We start from the raw sequence: 19,967 nt of genomic DNA on the forward strand, positions 1-19,967 counted from the left end.
CGCGGGATTCTCGACCGGCGCCGGGCCAGTCGTGAGCACGGGGAGGTCGGCGTCTGCGGGCTCCTAGTGCGATGCACGGCCGGCGGTGATCAAGGTGGTCACTTCACGCATTTCCGCCAGTTGCTGCGCTTCTGTGGAAGCACCGGCAATCAGCGTGGCCGCTTCGTCCAGGGCTGTCTTGCGCCTCTCCCGGCCCTCGGCATCGGCCGCGCTGGAAATGGCGCTGACATACAGCGCATAGGCGTAGTCGTGACGAAACGTCATGCCCCGTGCACCGGCTTGCTGCTGCTGTTGATAGTACGCAAGCGCGGGTTGCAGGGCCTTTTGCGCTTCGTCGCCGCGACCTTGCATGGCTACCGCATCGGCGAGAACGGATCGGGCCCTGGACTCCTTGATCTGCGGGTCGGCTTCCGATGTCTTGTTCGGTGGAACCGCCAGCCACTGGCGCGCCAACGCTTCAGCTTGCCGGTACCGGCCGAGCCGGATAGACGCCGTGGCTGCGGTCTGAAGATCGCCATTCAACATGTTGCCCCGCAAATTGGAGGCGCCCACATCACCGGCCGGAATCCCGACTGACTCGACGCGAGCGATCACGGCTGTCGCATCCGTCAGGGCGGCCTGTGACGCGCCTTCGGTCAGTTGCACGGCACCGCCTATACCCTGCTCCGGCCTGACCAGAAGCTGACGCTTCGGGTCTTGTGGCGCGAGTTGGGCAGCGAGTTCGCCGGTGTCGCGCGCGAAGGCCTTCAGCGACTGCGCGGCCGCGGCCGTATCGCCGGTCTGCGCTTGCCAATTCGCGAGCTGGATCCATCGAAACCACAGTACCGGGCCAAGACTGGAAGGCCGGCGCGGATCCCGCTCCAGCGCCAGCAGCGAATGCATCGTGGCGATTGCCTGCGCCACCTGGCCGCGTTCAAACTGCAGATCGGCGACCTCTCCCAGGCCCAGTGCCCAGCGGCTCCAGGAACCCAGATCGGAAGGATTGAAGCGCACCTCGTCCTCGCCCGCCCGCGCCGCCTTGTTCGCATAGTCCGCGGCGGCGGCATCGTCGTGCTGTCGTTGCGCGAGGGTTCCGAGCAATTCCGCGGCCCAGGAACGGTCGGACAGCGAGTGCAGGTCGCCGGGGCGGCGCGCCAGGATCTTCTCGGCCAGTTCGTACACCTGCTGTTCCAGCTTTTTCGCCTCGGCGATCCGGCCGAGCGACAACAGGTGGCGCGCCTCGGAATCAGCAGCATCGGCATAGGACGAGGCAGCATTCAGATCCGACAGATCCAGCGCACCGAGGCCCTCCAGAACTTTGCGCGCCTCGTTGGAGGTGGCCACCGCCGTTTCCTGTGGCTGGGTGAAAGTGAGATAGTTCAGGGTATCCGCGTAGGCTTGCCTGACCCGCCGCGAAGGGCCTGACGTGTAGGCCAGCGGCCGCAAAAGGTCAGCCGCCTGTCGCAACTCGGCGGCAGTGCCGCGCCCGCCACCGCTGGTCCCGACGATGCTGCTGCCTTCACTGAGCAAGGTCAGGGCAAGGCCATACGTGACCGCTTCGCTGCGGTCTCCCGAGGCGCGGAGTTTTTCAAATACGGACTGGGCTGCGCCGAAACTCCTGTAAGCGGCATCCACATTGCCGCTCGCCTGCAGCGCCGCGCCTTCGCGTACCAGCGCCATCGCGCGGTTGATATGTGTTTGTGGTGTGGCCAGTTCCGCCGGCAAGCTGTCGTAGTAACCGACCGTCATGTGCGCGAGCTTGCCCAGGGTTTCCAGCCGGCCGGTGGGCGCCAGTTCATTGTAGAAATCCTCGATCAGAAAGCTGACCAGCTTCTCGGCATCGCTGCGCGACTTCTGCGCTTCGGCTTCGGCTGCGCGTGCACGGTGCATGGCAATCCAGCCGAATGCCGCGCCGGCGACCGCAACGAGCATCAGCACCGCACAGACGCCCGCGACCATGCGCGCGCGCAGCAGCGCACGGTGCGTCGCTGCCTCGCGCTCCTGTTGCATAGCGAGCTGACGTTGCGTGGCATCGCGCGCTTCGCGCTCCTGGCGCAGGTTGCGACTGGCAACGACGACGCTGCAAAGCACGTCGTGGGTCAGCTCCACGCGGCGCATGTCGAGGCGTTCCTCGATGCGCAGCAGGCGCCGGTTGACCAGGGTTGCCAGCGTGTCCGGCGTGGCGCCTGCCGCCGCGAGCGCCTTGATCACGCGCTCTTCGGCCAGACTCTCGCGGTAGCCGGATTCGGTGAGCAGCTCATCCTCGATCACGCGGCGCACGCCGTCCGGCTGGTCGGCCAGTGCACGTTCGTAGAACTCGCTCAGGATCGTGTCGCGCGAACCTGCCAGCAGATCGGCTGAAATTTCCCCGCGGCCCTGCGTCTGGCGCACGGTATTGAGTTCGCGGCAAACCAGACTCAGCAGCGACGGTTCGATTTCCGCATTGCCGAGTTCCGAACCGCCGGCGACGAAGCGCACGATCGACTCGGCCACTTCGTGCGATACGAGGCGCCCCCCGGGGTTGACCACCGCGCTCAAGGCCTGCGCGCCGTTCATCCGTGCGAGGCGCATGCGGTTCTGGGTGATCGACGGCATGATTGTCTTCACGCCTTCGAGGTGCGCGAGATAGTCCTCGCGCAGTGCAATCAGGATGCGATAGTCGGCGCGCGCGAAATCAAACTGTTCGGCGGCCTCGTCGTCCTGCTCCAGCCGCTGCTCCAGTACCGCTGGCGGCCGGTTTTCGACGAGGTCGGCAAGATCTTCAAGGAACTGCTTTGCGCGCAGGCGGCCGGCATCGTCGGCCTGGCCCAAGGTGAAAATCTCCTCGAACTGGTCGAAGATCAGCAGCGGCATCAATACGCCACCGTCGGCATTGCGCAACAGGTCGCCGCGATGGTGCAGGAACTCCCACAGCGATTCACCCTCGATCGCGCTGCCCGGTCGCGTCCAGTAGCCGGCCTCAGACGTGGCGCGGAAAATGGCCTGCTTGATCTGCTCGGAGGGCACCGGGGATTCGGCGGCGTAATCGATGCGCACGTAGACCGGGCAATAACCTTCCCCGCGCAACCGCGGCACCAGGCCGGCGCGCAGCAACGAGGTCTTGCCGAGACCGGATTGGCCGAACAGCACCGTCAGCAGCTTGCGCTGCACGCGGCGCGCCAATTCACCGGTTTCCTCGTCGCGGCCATGAAAATAGGCGCGGGTTTCCTCGGCATAGGAGAACAGACCCAGCCACGGATTTTCCGGGTCGATCGTCACGGCATCGGGGGATCTGGCGTGGGGCGCGTTCATGCCTGTCTCCCGCTGAACAGGTCGTGCAGCCGACGCAGGAACTCCGGCGGCGGTTCGCCATTGGGCATGCGCAGGATATGCAAGGCCTTGAATTGTTCCGGCACCAGCGCGTCGGACTCGCGCGTTTCGTCGATGCAGACCGGCAGGATGAACACGGCGCCCTCGGCGATGTTGCGTGCGCGATCGACCGCATAGCTCCATTCGCGACGGAAATAGGCCTCCTGACGACGCTGGGTCGACGCCGAGATGACCGGCACGAAAAAGCTGCAGCGTGCGATATTGGCGCGGATCTTTCGGTCGTAGTCGTCGCCGCCCTCAAGCCGGTCGAGGTCGAACCAGGTGGTGAATCCGGCGGTGTCCAGCGCGGCCTTGAGGTGCTGCACGGCCGGCAGGTCTTCGCGTGCGTAGCTGATGAAGATCGCGTTCTCCGGCATCTCGCGCGCCGGCGCCAGGAAGCGCTGCGGAGCACTGCCACCGTTGGAGATCATTACCGGTCGCTGGCGCTTCGACCAGCGTGCGTGCAACTCGGCCACGAAGGCCTCGGCGCCGCCGTAGACACGCGTGCGCACGCTGACCTGCTGCAGGAATGCCACCAGCCGCGCGTCCTGCAAGGTATGGTCGTCGGCGAACACCTCGCTGACATCGCGCGGATCGGACAGTCGCCTGCGCTTGGCCATGCGCAGGAAAAGCCGCGCCAGCCAGTTTGAGAAATCGCTGCCGATCAGCAGCAGGTGATTGTGTTCGAGTTCGTGAAAGAGCTTTTCCGGCGTGAGATGCTCGGACTGCAGCGCACAGATGAACTCGAGCATGTCCTCGTCGGAAACCACGTAGGTCGGCGAGGCGGAGAGTCGACCGAACAGGTGATAGACCACCGTGCGTTGCAGCTGGCTGCGTTCGGCCGGCAGGTCCGTGACGCGGTTTGGCGCATAGGCGATCACTTCGGTCGCCGGCTGGCCGCCATGGCGTTCGAGATTGACCGCGTTTTCGAGCAGCGGGTCGAAGGTGGTGGTGACGAACAGGTCGAAATCGGTGATCTGCGCCAATTGCCGCAGCGCCAGCGGCGGCTCGAAATCCACTTCGCGCATGATCGAGCGCAAGCGTGTATAGGCTTCCTCGCGGCGACCGTGCTGGCCAAGGAAGCAGCACATCACGTCGTTTAGCGTAAGCGGCCGCGGCAGCCCGGCGACGTCCACCGACAGCCGCAACGCCAGTTTCTCCGCCAGCCAGTCGTACAGCGGCCGCGGCCCGCTGTCGGTGCGCACGTGCAGCAGATCCGGCCCGATGATCGGGATGACCCGGCGCTCCTCGATGTAATTGAGCAGATCGTCCCAGGCGTCTTCATCGAACGCCTGTGACGCGTCGGCCGCAGCAGCAAGCGCCGTCATGGCGTCGCTTCCCCGAGACAACGTTGCCACGCCTGCCCAATCGAGTCGATCAGGCAATCCAGGTCAAAGCACGCGGAAACGTCCAAGCGCCGCCCCCAAGCCAGAAATCGCGATTGGCCATGCCAACCGACGATCAACCAGGACCTGATGGTCGCGCTTCTGCACGCGGCCTCAACGCCGTGCGGGATCGCTTCGGATCGCCGCCGCCCGTCCCTTGGCCGGAATCTCGCAGAGAGGATCGAACCTCCGTCGCAGTGGTCAGCACGGCAGCCTGGCTGCAACTGCCCGGTAAAACTGCCGTCCGAATGCCCGTCTGCCCCTCTGTGGCGGAGAAGTCTATCAGGAATCCCGGGCGCGACGGACAGGCAGGGGCAGCGACATCAGGTGGCGCCGGGCCGCTCCGACGGCTTTCAGGCGTCGCCACCGGTTCCGGGGGTTTTCGGGGTGTCGCCACGCAACATCGGCCACGCTGCCCGCAGGTAGTACAGGCCCGACCAGATGGTGAGAATGCCCGCGATCACGAGCAGGCCCTCGCCGATGTGATACAGGCGCAGCGCAGCAGCCTCCTTTTCATGCTGCACGATCAGCACCACCAGGGCGACCATCTGCATCACGGTCTTGAGCTTGCCCACGAAGGCGACCTTGACGGTGGCGCTCATGCCGATTTCGGCCATCCATTCGCGCAACGCCGACACGCTGATTTCGCGGCCCACGATCACCGCCGCGGTGACCGCCATCAGGATCCCGGACCAGCCGGCGCTTGGGTGAGACTGCACCAGCAGGAACAGCGTCACCGCCACCATCAGCTTGTCGGCGACCGGATCGAGGAAGGCGCCGAACGCCGAGGTCAAATTCATCCGCCGCGCCAGGTAGCCATCCAGCCAGTCGGTCACGGCCGCCAGCACGAAGACGATCGCCGCGGTGATGTTGTGGCCGCGAAACGGCAGGTAGAAGACCACCACCATCACCGGCAACAGGGCAACGCGGAAAAGGGTCAGCCAGGTCGGCAGGTTGATGCGCATGATTCGTTCCGATGATTTGCTGCAGTTTCGCACGTTGACGCGGCGCCGCCACCCGCTGTCGCCCGCCAGTGTTCAGCCATGCAGGCTGGAATAGATGCGCTCGGCGAGGCCGCGATCGATGCCCTTCACCTGCATCAACTCCTCGACGCCTGCGGCTTCCACGCCCTGCATGCCGCCAAAGGCCTTGAGCAGGGCCGAACGGCGACGTGCGCCGATGCCGGGAACATCTTCCAGCACGCTGCGCTCGCGGGACTTTTCGCGCCGCTTGCGATGGCCGCTGATGGCGAAACGATGCGCCTCGTCGCGTACCGCCGCGACCAGGTGCAGGGCGGGCGATGACGAGCCCGGGTGCAGCTCGCGCCCGGAGTCCGCCAGCACCAGGGTTTCCTCGCCGGCCCGTCGGCCGGGCCCCTTGGCCACACCGACCACCTCGATGCCCTCGACGCCCAGCTCGCGCAATACATCCATGGCCTGCGCCACCTGGCCGCCGCCACCGTCGATCAGCAGCACATCCGGGCGTGCGCCCTCCCCCTCGGCGAGCTTGCGGAAGCGCCTGTTCAGCGCCTGGTGCATGGCCGCATAATCGTCGCCCGGGGTGATGCCGGCGATATTGAAACGGCGGTAGTGGGACTTTTCCGGCCCTTCCGGCCCGAACACCACGCACGAGGCGACCGTCAGCTCGCCCATCGTGTGGCTGATGTCGAAGCACTCGATGCGACGTGGCACCGTCACCAGCCCCAGCACTTTCTGCAGGTCGTCGAAGCGGTTGCCCAGGGTCTGCCGGCTGGCCAGCCGCGCCGTCAGCGAAGCCTGCGCGTTGCGCTCGGCCATCTGCAGGAATTGCGCACGGTCGCCGCGCACGCTCGACTTCAACTCCACCGTGTGCCCGGCGTGCTGGCAGAGCAGTTCGGCGAGGATGTCCTGGTCGGCCAGCGCCTCGCCCAGGATCAACTCGCGCGGCACCGGGCGGTCGAGGTAGTACTGCGCGATGAACTGCACCAACACGTCTGCCGGTTCGGCATCCAGCGGCAGTCGCGGGAAGAAGTCGCGGGTGCCCAGGCTGATCCCGTTGCGGAAGAACAGCACGCTGACGCAGGCCATGCCCGCCTCGATGCGGCAGGCGATCACGTCCATGTCGGCACTGGCACCCTGCACGTGATGTTGCGCCTGCAGCTGGCGCAGTGCGGCGACCTGGTCGCGCAGCTTCGCGGCGCGCTCGAACTGCAGCGCCTTGCTGGCCTGCTCCATCGCCTCGGCCAGCTCGTCGATCACCGCATTGCTGCGTCCCTCCAGAAACATCTCGGCGTGGCGCACGTCGCTGCGGTAATCGTCCACGCTGATCAGGCCCACGCAAGGCGCCGTGCAGCGGCCGATCTGGTGCTGCAGGCAGGGCCGGGTGCGGTTGCGGAAGTAGCTGTCCTCGCACTGGCGCACCTTGAACAGCTTCTGCATCAGGCTGAGGCTCTCGCGCACGGCGTAGGTGCTCGGATACGGTCCGAAATATCGTCCCGGCAGGTTCCTCGCGCCACGATGGAAAGCCAGCCGCGGGTAGTCCTCGCCGCCGGACAGGTAGATGTACGGGTAGCTCTTGTCGTCGCGCAGCAGGATGTTATAGCGCGGCTTCAGCGACTTGATCAGCTGCGATTCCAGCAACAGCGCCTCGCCCTCGGTGCGCGTCACGGTGATCTCGACGCGGGCGATCTGCGCCACCATCGCCGCAATGCGCGGCTCCATCCGCGGCTTCAGGAAATAGCTGCCAACGCGTTTCTTGAGGTTACCGGCCTTGCCCACGTACAGCAGGTCGCCGGCCATGTCGAAGTGACGATAGACGCCGGGCGAAGTGGTCAGCGTGCGGACGAAGGCCTTGCCGTCGAAGGGTGGCGGTTGCGCAGGTTGCATGGGGCGATTCTAGATGGCAGCCCGCCCGATATGGTGGCTTAGAACTTGTGAAGAAAACCACATCCTGCGGTTTTCTTCTATCGCGAGTCCGGCACATGTCCGGACTCGCTCACGCGAATCAATCACTTGCGTGATCGACCCGCGTCCGGCCATCCATGGCCGGGCTTCGAGTTTGAAAAAATCACAAACTCTCAGTGCTGCGTGCGCAACCATTGCTCGGCACGTTCCAGATCCGCCTCGGTATCGATGCCCGGTGGAAACGGCTCGGGCGTCAGGCGTACCGCGATGGCATGGCCGTGTTCGAGCACGCGCAGCTGTTCCAGCGACTCGGTCTGTTCCAGCGGCGTGCGCGACAGCCGCGCATAACGGCCGAGGAAACCGGCGCGATAGGCATAAATGCCGATGTGGCGCAGGAACGGCGTGCCGGATGGCAGCACCTGTCGGTCGACGGCGAAGGCATCGCGCGCCCAGGGCAAGGGCGCGCGACTGAAATACAAGGCTCGCCCGTTCGCCGCGCGCACCAGCTTCACGACATTCGGATCGAACAACTCCTGCGCATCGATGATCGGCGTGGCGAGGGTGGCCATCGGAGCATCGTCGCCGGCCAGCGCCTGCGCCACCGCGCGAATGCCGGCTGCCGGCGCAAACGGCTCGTCGCCCTGCAGGTTCACCACGATACTGTCATCGGCCCAGCCGTAGTGCCGGGCACATTCGGCGAGGCGGTCGCTGCCCGAGGCGTGGTCGCCGCGGGTCATGCAGATGTCCACGCCGCGCTGTCCTGCCAACGCATCGGCGATGCGCTGATCGTCCACCGCCACCACCACCTGGGTGGCGCCGGCCTGCAGCGCACGCTGCGCCACCCGCACCACCATCGGCACGCCACCGATCTCGCGCAATGGCTTGGCCGGCAGCCGGGTGGAACCGTACCGGGCCGGAATCGCGACAATGAACGGTGGAACCGCGTGCGACATCTTTGTTTCCTTGGCGGAGTGCGGGATCTGGCGGCCACGATACAACGAGCGCCGCAATCGGTTCAGCCACCGTCCTGCAACACGAAACCACAACCGTTGGCCAGGTCGAGAAAGCCGGGGAACGAGGTGGCCACGTGGCGGCAGTCGTTGATCCGCACCGGGCCGGCAGCGGTCAGCCCGGCCACCGCGAAGCTCATCGCGATGCGGTGGTCGGTGAGGCTTTCCACCGTACCTGCGCCGATCCTCCCGCCATCGATGATCGCACCATCCGGGGTTTCCTCGATGGCCACGCCGAGCGTGCGCAGGCCCGTCGCCATCGTGGCGATGCGATCGGATTCCTTCACCCGCAACTCGGCCGCACCCCGGATGACGGTGCGCCCCGCCGCCGCGGCCGCGGCAACGAACAGCACCGGGAACTCGTCGATCATGTCCGGCACCAGGGCTGCAGGCAGTTCGATGCCATGCAGCGGGGCGTGGCGCACCAGCAGATCGCCCACGGGCTCCCCGCCCGCCTCGCGCAGGCGCTCGACCCTGATGTCCGCGCCCATCAGGCGCAGCGCCTGCAGCAGGCCAGTGCGACGCGGATTGAGGCCCACCGCCGGCAGGCGCAGCTCGGAACCCGGCACCATGCTCGCGGCGACCAGGAAGAACGCGGCCGAGGAAAAGTCGGCCGGCACCTCGACATCCGTGGCGCGCAGCCGATGACCGCCTTCCAGCCGCGCCCGACCCGGTTCAAACGTGATCGGCCAGCCGAACGCGGCCAGCATGCGCTCGGTGTAATCGCGAGTCGGATGCGGCTCGATGACCTCGGTCGTGCCGCCGGCGTACAGGCCAGCCAGCAGCAGGGCGGATTTCACCTGGGCGCTGGCGATCGGCAACTCGTAATGGATGCCGCACAGGGCGGAACCACCGTGAAGCCGCAGCGGTGGCATGCCGTCGCGCGTGTCGATGCGCGCGCCCATCTGCGCCAGCGGATCGGTGACGCGACGCATCGGGCGCTTCGACAATGACGCGTCACCCACCAGCGTGCTGTCGAACGCCTGCCCGGCGAGCAGGCCGGCGAGCAGACGCATGCCGGTGCCGGCATTGCCGCAGTCCAGTGGCTGTTCCGATCTCCGCAGGCCGTGCAGCCCGACGCCATGCACGATGCGCTCGCCCGGCGACGGCGCGTCGATCCGGACCCCGAGTTGCGCCAGTACGGCGGCGGTGGCACGCGTATCCTCGCCCTCCAGGAAGCCGCGGATGCGGGAACTTCCATCAGCGATGGCAGCCAGCATCAGCCCCCGATGCGAGACCGACTTGTCGCCCGGAACGCGCACGTCGCCGCGCAGCGGACCGCCGGCGCGGCTGCTCCAGTCCAGCCTTGCGTTCAAGGCAACGCCACCGGGTAGGAACCCAGCACGCGGATCGTCGCGGCGGATTCGCCGATGTCGTGCACCGCTGCCTGCAGCGCCTCGTCGTCGATATGCCCGGAGACGTCGATGAAGAACGCGTACTGCCATTTGCCGGTATGCGCCGGCCGCGATTCGATCCGGTTCAGGCTGATGCCATGTTTGGCGAACGGGCTGAGCACGTCGTACAGCGCGCCGGGCTTGTCGTTGACGGTGATCAGCAGCGAGGTGCGGTCGTTGCCCGAAGGCGGGAACAGCGAACGGCCGATCACCAGGAAACGCGTGGTGTTGTCGGCGCGATCTTCGATGCCCGACGCCACCGTCTTGAGACCGTAGATCTTGCCGGCCGTCTCGCCGGCGATCGCCGCCGCGTCGTCGGCGTGGCGGGCCAGCCGCGCCGCTTCGGCATTGCTGCCGACCGCGATGCATTCGACATGGGGCAGGTTGATGCGCAGCCACGTCTTGCACTGCTGCAGCGACTGCGCATGCGCGTAGACGCGTTTGACATCCTCCAGCTTCCCGCCCAGCGAATGCAGGCACTGGTGCACACGCAGCTCCACCTCGCCGCAAATCGTGGCTTCGGCGGTGAGGAACATGTCCAGCGTCACCTGGATCATGCCCTGCCCCGAGTTTTCCACCGGCACCACGCCGAAGTCGGCATGCCCGGCGGCGACTTCCTGAAAGACTTCCTCGATGCTGCCCAGCGGCAGGCCGTAAGCGGCATGGCCGAAATGTTTGCGCACGGCCTGCTCGCTGAACGTGCCTTCCGGCCCGAGAAAGCCGATCTTCAGCGGGTCTTCCTGCGCCAGGCAGGACGACATGATCTCGCGGAACAGGCGCACCATCTCGGCATCCGACAACGGCCCATGGTTGCGGTCCACCACCATGCGCAGCACATGCGCCTCGCGCTCCGGTCGGTAGTAGTCGATCGCGGAAAGCCCCTCCCCCTTCACTTTCGCCACCGTCTGCGCATGGTTCGCGCGCTCGGAGATCAGCTGCTGGATCTGCCGGTCGATGCTGTCGATGCGCTCGCGCATCTCGTTAAGCGGTGCTCTTTTTTCGGTCATGCTTTAGCCGCCTGGAAGTAAAGAAGTCCAAATGATGGACAGGCATCATGCCCGAAACACGGTCTCCATGGCCACTCAGCCATGCCGCTGGGCAAAGTCGCGCATGAAACCGGTCAGTGCCTGGACGGCCTCCATCGGCACAGCGTTGTACAGCGATGCACGCATGCCGCCGACCGCCTTGTGCCCCTTCAGGGCAAGCAGGCCGGCAGCTTCGGACTCCTGCAGGAAAACCGCATCCAGCGCGCTGTCGTGCAGGGTGAACGGCACGTTCATGCGCGAGCGCGCGGCCGGCTCGATCGGGTTGCGGTAATAACCGCCAGAGCCGTCGATGGCCCGGTACAGCGATTCGGCCTTGGCGCGGTTGCGCTCGGCCATTACGCCAAGCCCACCCAGCGCCAGCAGCCACTGGAACGTCAGCCCGGCCAGGTACCAGCCCCAGGTATTGGGTGTATTGAGCATCGAATCGGCGGCGGCGTGGTCGGCGTAGCGGAAGATCCGCGCCATCGGCCGGCCCGGGCGCTGCAGCAGGTCGCGCCGGACGATCATCACCACCAGGCCGGAAGGGCCGATGTTCTTCTGCGCACCGGCATAGATCAGCCCGAAGCGGCTGACGTCCAGCGGTTCGGACAGGATGTTCGACGACATGTCGGCCACCAGCGGCACCTCACCGACGTCGGGGATACCGTGGAACTCGACACCGTGGATCGTCTCGTTCGGCGTGTAGTGCACGTAGGCGGCGTGCGGGTCGAGCTGCCAACTGTCGCGCGGCGGCAGCTTCAGGTAATCGCCCGCCTCGCCGCTGGCCGCCACGTTCACCCGCAGGTAGGGTCTGGCTTCGCTGACCGCCTTGGCGCTCCAATGTCCGCTGACGATGTAGTCGGCGCTGTCGTGCTCGCCGGCCAGGTTCATCGGTATCTGCGCGAAATGCTGGGTCGCGCCACCCTGCAGGAACAGCACGGCGTAATCGGCGGGAATCCCCATCAGCTCACGCAGATCCGCCTCGGCCTGCGCGGCCATCGCGATGAAACGCTTGCCGCGATGCGACTGCTCCATCACCGAGGCATCGCTGCCATTCCAGTCCAGCATCTCGTGCTGGGCGCGTTCGAGGACCGCCTGCGGCAATGCCGCCGGACCGGCGCTGAAATTCCAGACTCTGCTCACGTGCGCTTGCATCCCGTGGAAGTGTGTTCCCCGCATTATGGCGCGGCGCAACATGGAGTGGTCAACCTCGGGAGTGCGCGTGGCGAAAACCGCCATGTTTGCGGGGCGTCACGGATCGGCTGCGGATTGCCTGCGAAGCTTGATGCCACAATCCGGGGAGGCCTTGGATCGGCGGCAAGGCCCGTCGTTAAAATGACGAAACGATCCGGCAAACAGGCCACAGGGGCATCAGGGGTTTGGACATTGGCAAGGCAATCTCGTTCTGGCGGATCGTGGTTCGGACAGGCCATGTTGGTGGCCATGCTGTTGACCCTGCAGGCCGTGACCGGCTGCACCCGGTTCGGCGCACGTACCTCGAAGCTCAATGAAAATCCGGCCGCGACACGCCAGGTACCGGCCGCGCAGCCGGAGACGCGGCAGCTGCCGTCGTTCACCGCGATCGTCAACGAGCTGCAACTGGGCCATTACCACGATGGCGAACAGGACCTTCAGCACTATCTGCAGGAGCACCCGGGCGACCGCCCGGCGCAGGCCATGCTGCACCAACTCGTGGCCGACCCCATACAGGCACTTGGCTCCCGTTCGCAGACTTATGTCGTGCAGGCGGGCGACTCCTACAGCACCCTGGCCGCCCGCTATCTGGGAGATCCGGGAGCCTTCCTGATACTGGCCCGCTACAACGGGTCGGCCAATCCCTCCATGCTGCGCGTTGGCGAAAAGATACGGCTGCCTCTGTCAGCCGGGGCCACCGCCAGCGAACTGCCGACCGCCAAGGCACAGCGACTGCAAAGAGAGAGTGTGTCCCTGCTCGATCAGGGGCAGAACGACCAGGCCCTGGCGCGCCTCGGCGAAGCCCTGTCCATCAAACCCGGACTGAAACCGGTGGGACTGCAGGCCGCCGCGCTGCGCAAACAACTGCTGGACTCTTACCACGAGCAGGCGATCGTGCTCTATCGCGACCAGCAACTGGACCCGGCCATCGCGCTGTGGGACCGCATCCTGGCGATTGACCCGAATTACCAGCCGGCCATCACCTATCGGGCGCGGGCGCTTGAACTCAAACGTCGACTGAAACAGCGCTGAGCTGCACCGCGGTTTTCATCCGGCCGCACTTCAGGCACCGCCGCGCAGCCGAGTTCTGTCGCACCGTGGCAGGCTCAGAAGCGAATCAACAACGCCAGCGCGATGCCAAGGGCCAGCACCGCGGCGGTAACGATCAGCCACCAGACTTCGCCCTTGGGGCCTGCGGCCGTCTCCGGCAGGTCCGCCGTCGTCTGTTCGTCCAGGACAATCTCGGGCTCCGCTTCCATGCCCGGGGCTTCCAGCACGAACCGATGCGTGGCAACGCCGATCTGATCGCCCGGCAACAGTGCAGCTTTCTGCACGACCACCCCATTCACGCGCAGGGGATGGCGCGGCGATCGGCAGATGTCCTCCAGCAGGAGCCGGCCATCGTCCCAGCCGATCCGCAACCCCACGGCCTCACCCTGGGCCAGACCGAGCGGGTTGTGCCCCTCGGAGCCAAGTTCAAGGCTGTCCCGCAACGGCAGGACGCGACCGGAGAGTGGCCCGGCTACGGCCCGCAAGGCCACCGTGCATTGTTCCTGACCGATGACCTTGTGGGGCGCCCGCAAGGCCGGATCTTCGTCGTCGCACAGCAACAGGCGGCAATCGCCAATGCTGACCACGTCGCCGGCACGCAACAGCGCCCGTTCGCGCACCGGTCTGGCATTGACATAGATCCGGTCCGCCGACGGCAACACCTGCAGCACCCAGCCACGCCGATCCTGCTCGATGCACAGGTGCTTCGAGGCCGCCTGGCTGGCGGCCAGCACCAGATCGCTGTCCGGAGCACTACCGATGCACAATCGTGCCTGTGCCCAATGGAAATCCTCACGGGCTGCATTGGGGAATTCGATACGCATGGCTGACCAGGTCGACAGGTCGCGAAACTCTACCATGCAGGCGCATGGCATTAAGATGGAGCTTTGCCCCGGAACACACCCATGCCCAGCATCGATATCCGTCGCCCGCACCAGCTGTCGATCGCCGAGGCTCGCGCCGTGGTCGATCAGGTCGCCTCCCGCATGCAGGAGAAGTTCGGCATGAGCGGTCAGTGGCAGGGCGACACCCTGGGCTTTTCCCGCCCCGGCGTGAACGGCTCCATCGCGGTCGATCGCGATGCCATCCAGGTGCGGGCGCAGCTGGGGATGCTGCTGACCCCGCTGAAGGCCATGATCGAGCAGGAAATCCGGCGCAAGCTGGACGAGCACTTCGCCTGAGCCGTCGCCGTCTTGATGATTCTTTAACCAGCGCGCGGTTCGTGCCATAATCGACGGCTTACGCGGCCATCACGGCTGCGCGTGAAGCCCGGAACATATGGCCAAAGACGACGTCATCGAAATGGAAGGCACGGTCCAGGAGACCCTGCCCAACACCATGTTTCGCGTGCAATTGGAAAATGGGCACGTAGTCATTGCCCACATCTCCGGGCGCATGCGCAAGCACTACATCCGCATCCTCACCGGCGACAAGGTGAAGATCGAGATGACCCCGTACGACCTGAGCAAGGGACGCATCACCTACCGCATGAAGTAAGGCAGGCGCGGCAGGCGCACGGCGAATCAGACAAGCAAAGGCGGCGCACTGCGCCGCCTTTGCTTTGCCTCGGGTTCCGCCGTAGCGGCTCGCTATTCGACCACGGCCGGCAATTTCTCTGTCGCCTTGCAATCCACCTTCAACTCGCCATCGGCCACGCTGAGCCGCACCAGGCCACCATCGGCCAGCTTGCCGAACAGCAACTCGTCGGCCAGCGCGCGCTTCACCTTTTCCTGGATCACCCGCGCCATCGGCCGCGCGCCCATCTGCGGATCGAAACCGTGCTCGGCCAGCCAGCGGCGGGCATCGGCGTCCACGTCCAGGCTCACCCGTTTCTCGGTCAGCTGGCTCTCCAACTCGATCAGGAACTTGTCCACCACGCGCAGGATGTGTTCGAAATCCAGTGCGCCGAACTGGATGATCGCATCCAGCCGGTTGCGGAACTCCGGGGTGAAGATGCGCCGGATCACTTCCATCGCATCGGCCTCGTGCTTCTGTTCGACGAAGCCCATCGTGCGGCGCGAGGCAATCGCGGCGCCCGCATTGGTGGTCATCACCACCACCACGTTCTTGAAGTTGGCCTCGCGACCGTTGGTGTCGGTGAGCACGCCACGGTCCATCACCTGCAGCAGGATGTTGAACACGTCCGGGTGCGCCTTCTCGATCTCGTCCAGCAGCAGCACGGCATGCGGATGCTTGGTGACCGCCTCGGTCAACAGGCCGCCCTGGTCAAAGCCGACATAGCCCGGGGGCGCGCCGACCAGGCGCGATACCGAGTGGCCTTCCATGTACTCGGACATGTCGAAGCGGATCATCTCGATGCCGAGCTGCATCGCCAGTTGCTTGGTGACCTCGGTCTTGCCCACACCGGTGGGGCCGGCGAGCAGGAAGCAACCAATAGGCTTGGACGGGTCAGCCAGGCCCGAACGGGCCATCTTGATCGAAGCGGCGAGCGCTTCGATTGCGGGGTCCTGTCCGAACACCACCATCTTGAGGTTGCGCTCGAGGTTGCGCAGGACATCGCGATCGGAGGCGGAAACCTGCTTGGCCGGAATCCGCGCCATCTTGGCCACGATGTACTCGACCTCGCTCACGTCCACGGTGCCGGTGCGCTGATCCTCCGGCAGCAGCCGCTGGCGCGCGCCGGCCTCGTCGATCACGTCGATCGCCTTGTCCGGCAGCAGGCGGTCGGGAATGTGCTTCACCGACAGATCCACCGCGGCCTTCAGGGCATCGTTGGTGTATTCGACGTGGTGGTGCTCCTCGAAGCGCGAGCGCAGGCCCTTGAGGATCTCGATGCTGTCGGCCACGGTCGGTTCGACCACGTCGATCTTCTGGAAGCGACGGGCCAGCGCACGATCCTTCTCGAACACGCCGCGATATTCCTGGAATGTGGTCGAGCCGATGCAACGCAGCTCGCCCGAAGCCAGCATCGGCTTGATCAGGTTCGACGCATCCATGGTGCCGCCCGAGGCGGAACCCGCGCCGATGATGGTGTGGATCTCGTCGATGAACAGGATCGCGCCAGGCTGCTTCTTCAGCTGTGCGATCACGCCTTTCAGGCGCTTCTCGAAATCGCCGCGGTATTTGGTGCCGGCGACCAGCGCGCCCAGGTCCAGTGCCCAGATGGTGGCGCTCTCCAGCACCTCGGGCACCTCGCCGTCGACGATGCGCTTGGCCAGCCCTTCGGCCAGCGCGGTCTTGCCGACGCCGGCCTCGCCGACGTAGAGCGGGTTGTTCTTGCGCCGGCGGCACAGCACCTGGATCGTGCGCTCGATTTCGTCGGCGCGCCCGATCAGCGGGTCGATCTTGCCTTCCAGCGCCAGCTCGTTGAGGTTGCTGGCGAATTCATGCAGCGGGTTGCCCTTGGCTTCGCCGCCTTCCTCGCCCTCGCGCTCGCTGCCCGACGTGCTCGCGGCCGGCTCGTCGCCGATCTTGGCGATGCCGTGCGAGATGTAATTCACCACGTCGAGCCGGGTGATCTCCTGCTGGTGCATGAAGAACACCGCGTGCGAATCCTTCTCGCCGAAGATCGCCACCAGCACGTTGGCGCCGGTGACTTCCTTGCGACCAGAAGATTGCACGTGGTAGACGGCACGCTGCAGCACCCGCTGGAAACCCAGGGTCGGCTGCGTATCGCGTTCGTCGCCGGGCGGCAACACCGGCACCGTCTCGCTGATGATGCGGGCCAGTTCGGCCGACAGGCGCGGCAATTCCACCCCGCAGGCCCGCAGCGCACCAAGCGCCGACTGGTTTTCGGTCAGCGCCAGCAACAGGTGCTCGACCGTCATGAACTCATGGCGTTGTTCGCGGGCCTGCTTGTAGCAATGGCCGATGGTGACTTCCAGATCCTTGCTGAACATTCGGATCGTCTCCGCTGGGCTTGTTAAGCGGCTGTGGTTGCCGCGATGAGCACGAAATGGGGTCCGTCAGAGCTTTTCCATAGTGCACAACAAAGGGTGTTGATGCGAACGTGAATATTCGTTGACGTGAGTGACCTTGGTTTCCGCGACCTCGCGGGTAAATACGCCGCACACGCCGCGCCCGCGGGTATGCACATGCAACATGACCTGCACCGCCTGCTCCTGGTCCAGGTTGAAAAAGCTGCGCAGCACCTCCACCACGAAATCCATCGGAGTGAAATCGTCGTTCAGCAGCAGCACCTGAAACAGAGGTGGTCGCGCCACCTCCGGCCTGGCGGTTTCCACCGCCAGGCCGCGGCCGCTATCTTGCTCGTGTTCGTTTTCGTGGGCCATGGTTTCGGGATGTATTTTCTCTGGTTGGAAGTATACGCCGCAGCGGATGCAGCCCAATGCGTCGATCAGTCCGTACAGGTAGTGGCACAATGGACACTTTTCCAGACCCACCTCGCCGATGAACGCTTCCATGCCAGGCGCCCGAATCTGGCGCCCGCACGTCACCGTGGCCTGCGTGGTCGCCGATGGCGAACGCTACCTGATGGTCGAGGAAGAGGTTTCCGGCCGGCTGGTGTACAACCAGCCGGCAGGCCATCTCGAGGATGGCGAGAGCCTCGCTGCCGCCGCCACGCGCGAGACCCTGGAGGAGACCGGCTGGACGGTGGCGCTGCAGCACCTGATCGGCGTGCAGCAATGGCGCAGTACCGAACATGGCGAGGCGGTGGTCCGTTTCAGCTTCGCGGCGAAGGCGACCGGCCACGACCCGAGTCGCCCGCTCGACACCGGCATTCGACGGGCCCTGTGGCTGAGCCGTGCCGAGATCGCCGCTTTGGGCGATCGCCTGCGCAGCCCGCTGGTGCTGCTGAGTATCGACGCCTGGCTGGCTGGCCAACGGCTGCCGCTGGCCAGCCTGAGTTATCTCCCGGGAAGCGCATCGGCATGAAGGTGATGCTGGGCGTCTCAGGGGGCGTCGATTCGTCGGTCGCCGGCCTGTTGCTGCAACAGGCCGGTCATCAGGTCGAAGGCCTGTTCATGCAGAACTGGGAGGAAGACGACCGTGACGGCCCTTGCACCAGCGATGTCGACCGCAAGGACGCCGTTGCCGTATGTGGCCGGCTCGGCATCCCGTTCCACGCACGCAATTTCGCGGCGGAATACTGGGACGGCGTGTTCGCGCATTTCCTGGCCGAATACCGCGCGGGCCGCACGCCCAACCCCGACGTGCTGTGCAACCGCGAGATCAAGTTCAAGACATTTCTCGACGAAGCCCGTGCGCTGGGCGCCGAAAAGATCGCCACCGGCCACTATGCGCGCGTCGATCGTGTCGACGGCCGATACCGCTTGCTGCGCGCGCTGGATGCCAACAAGGACCAGAGCTATTTCCTGCATGCGCTGGGGCAGCGGGCGCTGGCTGCCACGCTGTTCCCGCTGGGCTCCATCGACAAATCACACGTGCGCGAGCTTGCCCGCCATGCGGCGCTGCCAACGCATGCGAAGAAGGACTCGACTGGCATCTGCTTCATCGGCGAGCGCGATTTTCGCGGTTTCCTGTCGCAGTACATCCCTGCCCGCCCGGGGGAAATGCGCACGCCCGACGGGATGCTGATCGGCGAGCACCAGGGCGTCATGTATTACACCATGGGCCAGCGCAACGGCCTGGGCATCGGCGGTCGGCACGGCGCCAGCGGCGAAGCGTGGTTCGTGGTGGGCAAGGACGTGCCGGCGAATATCCTGTATGTCGCCCAGGGCGGCGAGAACCGCTGGCTGCATTCCCGGCGACTGCGCACCGAGCCACCGCACTGGATAGCCGGTGCCCCGCCAGCGGACGAGTTTCGCTGCACCGCACGCACCCGCTACCGGCAGGCCGACCAGGCCTGCGCGGTGAGCGTCGGCGAAGACGGGGTTGAGGTACGCTTCGATGATCCCCAACGCGCCGTAACCCCCGGACAATCGATAGTCTTCTATGCTGGCGACGTCTGCCTCGGCGGCGCCGTGATCATGGCCACCGATGCAGCCTATGGCGGCCTGCTACCGGCATTCATGCGTACTGATCCATCCCACGAAAGAGAATCGCAAACCCGTGCTTGAAACCTTTGGCATGAACGAGGAGCGCGTGCTCGCCCTGGCCGGCCTGTTCCAGGCCTGCGCGCTGGCGCAACAGCTGGCCAACGATGGCCGTTGCGACGACGCCGCGATGCAGGCTGGTGTGGCCAGCGTGTTCCGCATCGACGCTCCCTCGGTGGTGGCCGTGTATGACGGGGTCTCGAACCTGCGGCTTGGCCTGCGCAAACTGATCGCCCAGCTCGACGAAAGCGATCGCGACATGTCGATCACGCGCATGGTGGTGACGGTGATGCGGCTGGAACGCAGCCTGACCGGGCGCCCGGAATTGCTGGAGACACTGCAGCAGGGCATCCTCGCGGCGCAACGCCAGGTGGAACACTTCGGCCAGGATTCGTCCCAGGTGAACGGTCGGCTTGCCGAGCTTTACGCTTCCACCCTGTCCACCTTGCGGCCACGCGTGATGGTCAGTGGCAACCCGCAGCAACTGCAGCAGCCTGCGGTGGTCGAGAAAGTGCGCGCGAACCTGCTGGCTGCGGTGCGCTCGGCCGTGCTGTGGCGACAGGTCGGCGGTCGCCAGTGGCAGTTGCTGCTGCACCGACGCCAATGCGGCATGCTGGCGCGCGGCCTGTTGACGGGCGCCACCCTGGACAATCGCTGACGGTCGCGTCCGGCCGCGCACAAGGAAAGCCCCGGCATGACCGGGGCTTTCTGTTTCAGGACGT

General features: G+C 65.7%; 17 protein-coding genes. 6 read left to right on the plus strand and 11 right to left on the minus strand.

Annotation, left to right across the window (positions count from 1 at the left end; genetic code table 11):
• Window positions 1–63: 63 nt before the first annotated feature.
• The 8 genes from B0E47_RS07865 to serC form a co-directional block, all read right to left on the minus strand.
• Complete coding sequence (locus B0E47_RS07865; protein ID WP_139351389.1) at window positions 64–3,270, minus strand: ATP-binding protein; 3,207 nt, start codon at window positions 3,268–3,270, stop codon at window positions 64–66.
• Window positions 3,267–4,655: a toll/interleukin-1 receptor domain-containing protein gene (locus B0E47_RS07870; RefSeq protein WP_077513464.1), complete on the minus strand. Its 1,389-nt coding sequence runs from the start codon at window positions 4,653–4,655 to the stop codon at window positions 3,267–3,269. Before B0E47_RS07870 ends, B0E47_RS07865 begins: the two co-directional genes overlap by 4 nt.
• A 410-nt stretch (window positions 4,656–5,065) precedes the next feature.
• Window positions 5,066–5,677: a CDP-diacylglycerol--glycerol-3-phosphate 3-phosphatidyltransferase gene (gene pgsA, locus B0E47_RS07875; RefSeq protein WP_077513465.1), complete on the minus strand. Its 612-nt coding sequence runs from the start codon at window positions 5,675–5,677 to the stop codon at window positions 5,066–5,068.
• Between the two features lie 72 nt (window positions 5,678–5,749).
• Window positions 5,750–7,576 carry an excinuclease ABC subunit UvrC gene (gene uvrC, locus B0E47_RS07880; RefSeq protein WP_077513466.1) on the minus strand — a complete coding sequence of 609 codons (1,827 nt, stop codon included), beginning with the start codon at window positions 7,574–7,576 and terminating at the stop codon, window positions 5,750–5,752.
• 191 nt (window positions 7,577–7,767) lie between these two features.
• On the minus strand, window positions 7,768–8,547 hold the full coding sequence (gene kdsB / locus B0E47_RS07885; protein WP_077513467.1) for a 3-deoxy-manno-octulosonate cytidylyltransferase: 780 nt from the start codon (window positions 8,545–8,547) through the stop codon (window positions 7,768–7,770).
• 62 nt (window positions 8,548–8,609) lie between these two features.
• The gene (gene aroA / locus B0E47_RS07890; RefSeq protein WP_077513468.1) at window positions 8,610–9,920 is read right to left on the minus strand and encodes a 3-phosphoshikimate 1-carboxyvinyltransferase; all 1,311 of its coding nucleotides are present in this window, start codon (window positions 9,918–9,920) and stop codon (window positions 8,610–8,612) included.
• A complete protein-coding gene (gene pheA / locus B0E47_RS07895) occupies window positions 9,917–11,005 on the minus strand; it encodes a prephenate dehydratase (RefSeq protein WP_077513469.1) in 1,089 nt (362 codons plus the stop codon). The genes aroA and pheA overlap by 4 nt, the downstream gene beginning before the upstream one ends.
• 75 nt (window positions 11,006–11,080) lie before the next feature.
• Window positions 11,081–12,166 (minus strand): 3-phosphoserine/phosphohydroxythreonine transaminase, encoded by a 1,086-nt coding sequence (gene serC / locus B0E47_RS07900; protein ID WP_077513758.1) that lies wholly within the window; start codon window positions 12,164–12,166, stop codon window positions 11,081–11,083.
• A gap of 300 nt (window positions 12,167–12,466) precedes the next feature.
• Here serC and B0E47_RS07905 point away from each other — a divergent pair, with 300 nt between their 5' ends.
• Entirely contained in the window at window positions 12,467–13,249 is a 783-nt protein-coding gene (locus B0E47_RS07905) for a LysM domain-containing protein (protein WP_254422864.1), read from the plus strand.
• Between the two features lie 74 nt (window positions 13,250–13,323).
• Here the strand turns inward: B0E47_RS07905 and B0E47_RS07910 are convergent, their stop codons facing one another.
• Window positions 13,324–14,091, minus strand: a complete 768-nt coding sequence (locus B0E47_RS07910) for an FHA domain-containing protein (RefSeq protein ID WP_077513762.1) — start codon at window positions 14,089–14,091, stop codon at window positions 13,324–13,326.
• Window positions 14,092–14,172: 81 nt separating this feature from the next.
• On the opposite strand from B0E47_RS07910, the gene B0E47_RS07915 reads away from it, so the two are divergent.
• Both B0E47_RS07915 and infA read left to right on the plus strand, forming a co-directional pair.
• On the plus strand, window positions 14,173–14,448 hold the full coding sequence (locus B0E47_RS07915; RefSeq protein WP_077513470.1) for a polyhydroxyalkanoic acid system family protein: 276 nt from the start codon (window positions 14,173–14,175) through the stop codon (window positions 14,446–14,448).
• A 97-nt stretch (window positions 14,449–14,545) separates the two neighbouring features.
• Entirely contained in the window at window positions 14,546–14,764 is a 219-nt protein-coding gene (gene infA / locus B0E47_RS07920; protein WP_007081871.1) for a translation initiation factor IF-1, read from the plus strand.
• A 92-nt stretch (window positions 14,765–14,856) separates the two neighbouring features.
• Here the strand turns inward: infA and clpA are convergent, their stop codons facing one another.
• Window positions 14,857–17,127, minus strand: coding sequence for an ATP-dependent Clp protease ATP-binding subunit ClpA (gene clpA, locus B0E47_RS07925; RefSeq protein ID WP_077513471.1), 2,271 nt, complete (start codon window positions 17,125–17,127; stop codon window positions 14,857–14,859).
• A 66-nt stretch (window positions 17,128–17,193) separates the two neighbouring features.
• Window positions 17,194–17,520 (minus strand): ATP-dependent Clp protease adapter ClpS, encoded by a 327-nt coding sequence (gene clpS, locus B0E47_RS07930; protein ID WP_077513764.1) that lies wholly within the window; start codon window positions 17,518–17,520, stop codon window positions 17,194–17,196.
• Window positions 17,521–17,638: 118 nt separating this feature from the next.
• On the opposite strand from clpS, the gene B0E47_RS07935 reads away from it, so the two are divergent.
• From B0E47_RS07935 to hflD, 3 genes are read left to right on the plus strand one after another with little or no spacing between them, the layout of a single operon-like run.
• Complete coding sequence (locus tag B0E47_RS07935) at window positions 17,639–18,124, plus strand: NUDIX hydrolase (RefSeq protein WP_077513472.1); 486 nt, start codon at window positions 17,639–17,641, stop codon at window positions 18,122–18,124.
• Window positions 18,121–19,269, plus strand: coding sequence for a tRNA 2-thiouridine(34) synthase MnmA (gene mnmA / locus B0E47_RS07940; protein ID WP_077513473.1), 1,149 nt, complete (start codon window positions 18,121–18,123; stop codon window positions 19,267–19,269). Before B0E47_RS07935 ends, mnmA begins: the two co-directional genes overlap by 4 nt.
• A gap of 10 nt (window positions 19,270–19,279) precedes the next feature.
• Complete coding sequence (gene hflD / locus B0E47_RS07945; protein WP_077513474.1) at window positions 19,280–19,903, plus strand: high frequency lysogenization protein HflD; 624 nt, start codon at window positions 19,280–19,282, stop codon at window positions 19,901–19,903.
• The last annotated feature ends 64 nt before the right edge of the window (window positions 19,904–19,967 follow it).

The organism is Rhodanobacter sp. B05 (genome assembly GCF_002001085.1).
Classification (GTDB): Bacteria; Pseudomonadota; Gammaproteobacteria; order Xanthomonadales; family Rhodanobacteraceae; genus Rhodanobacter.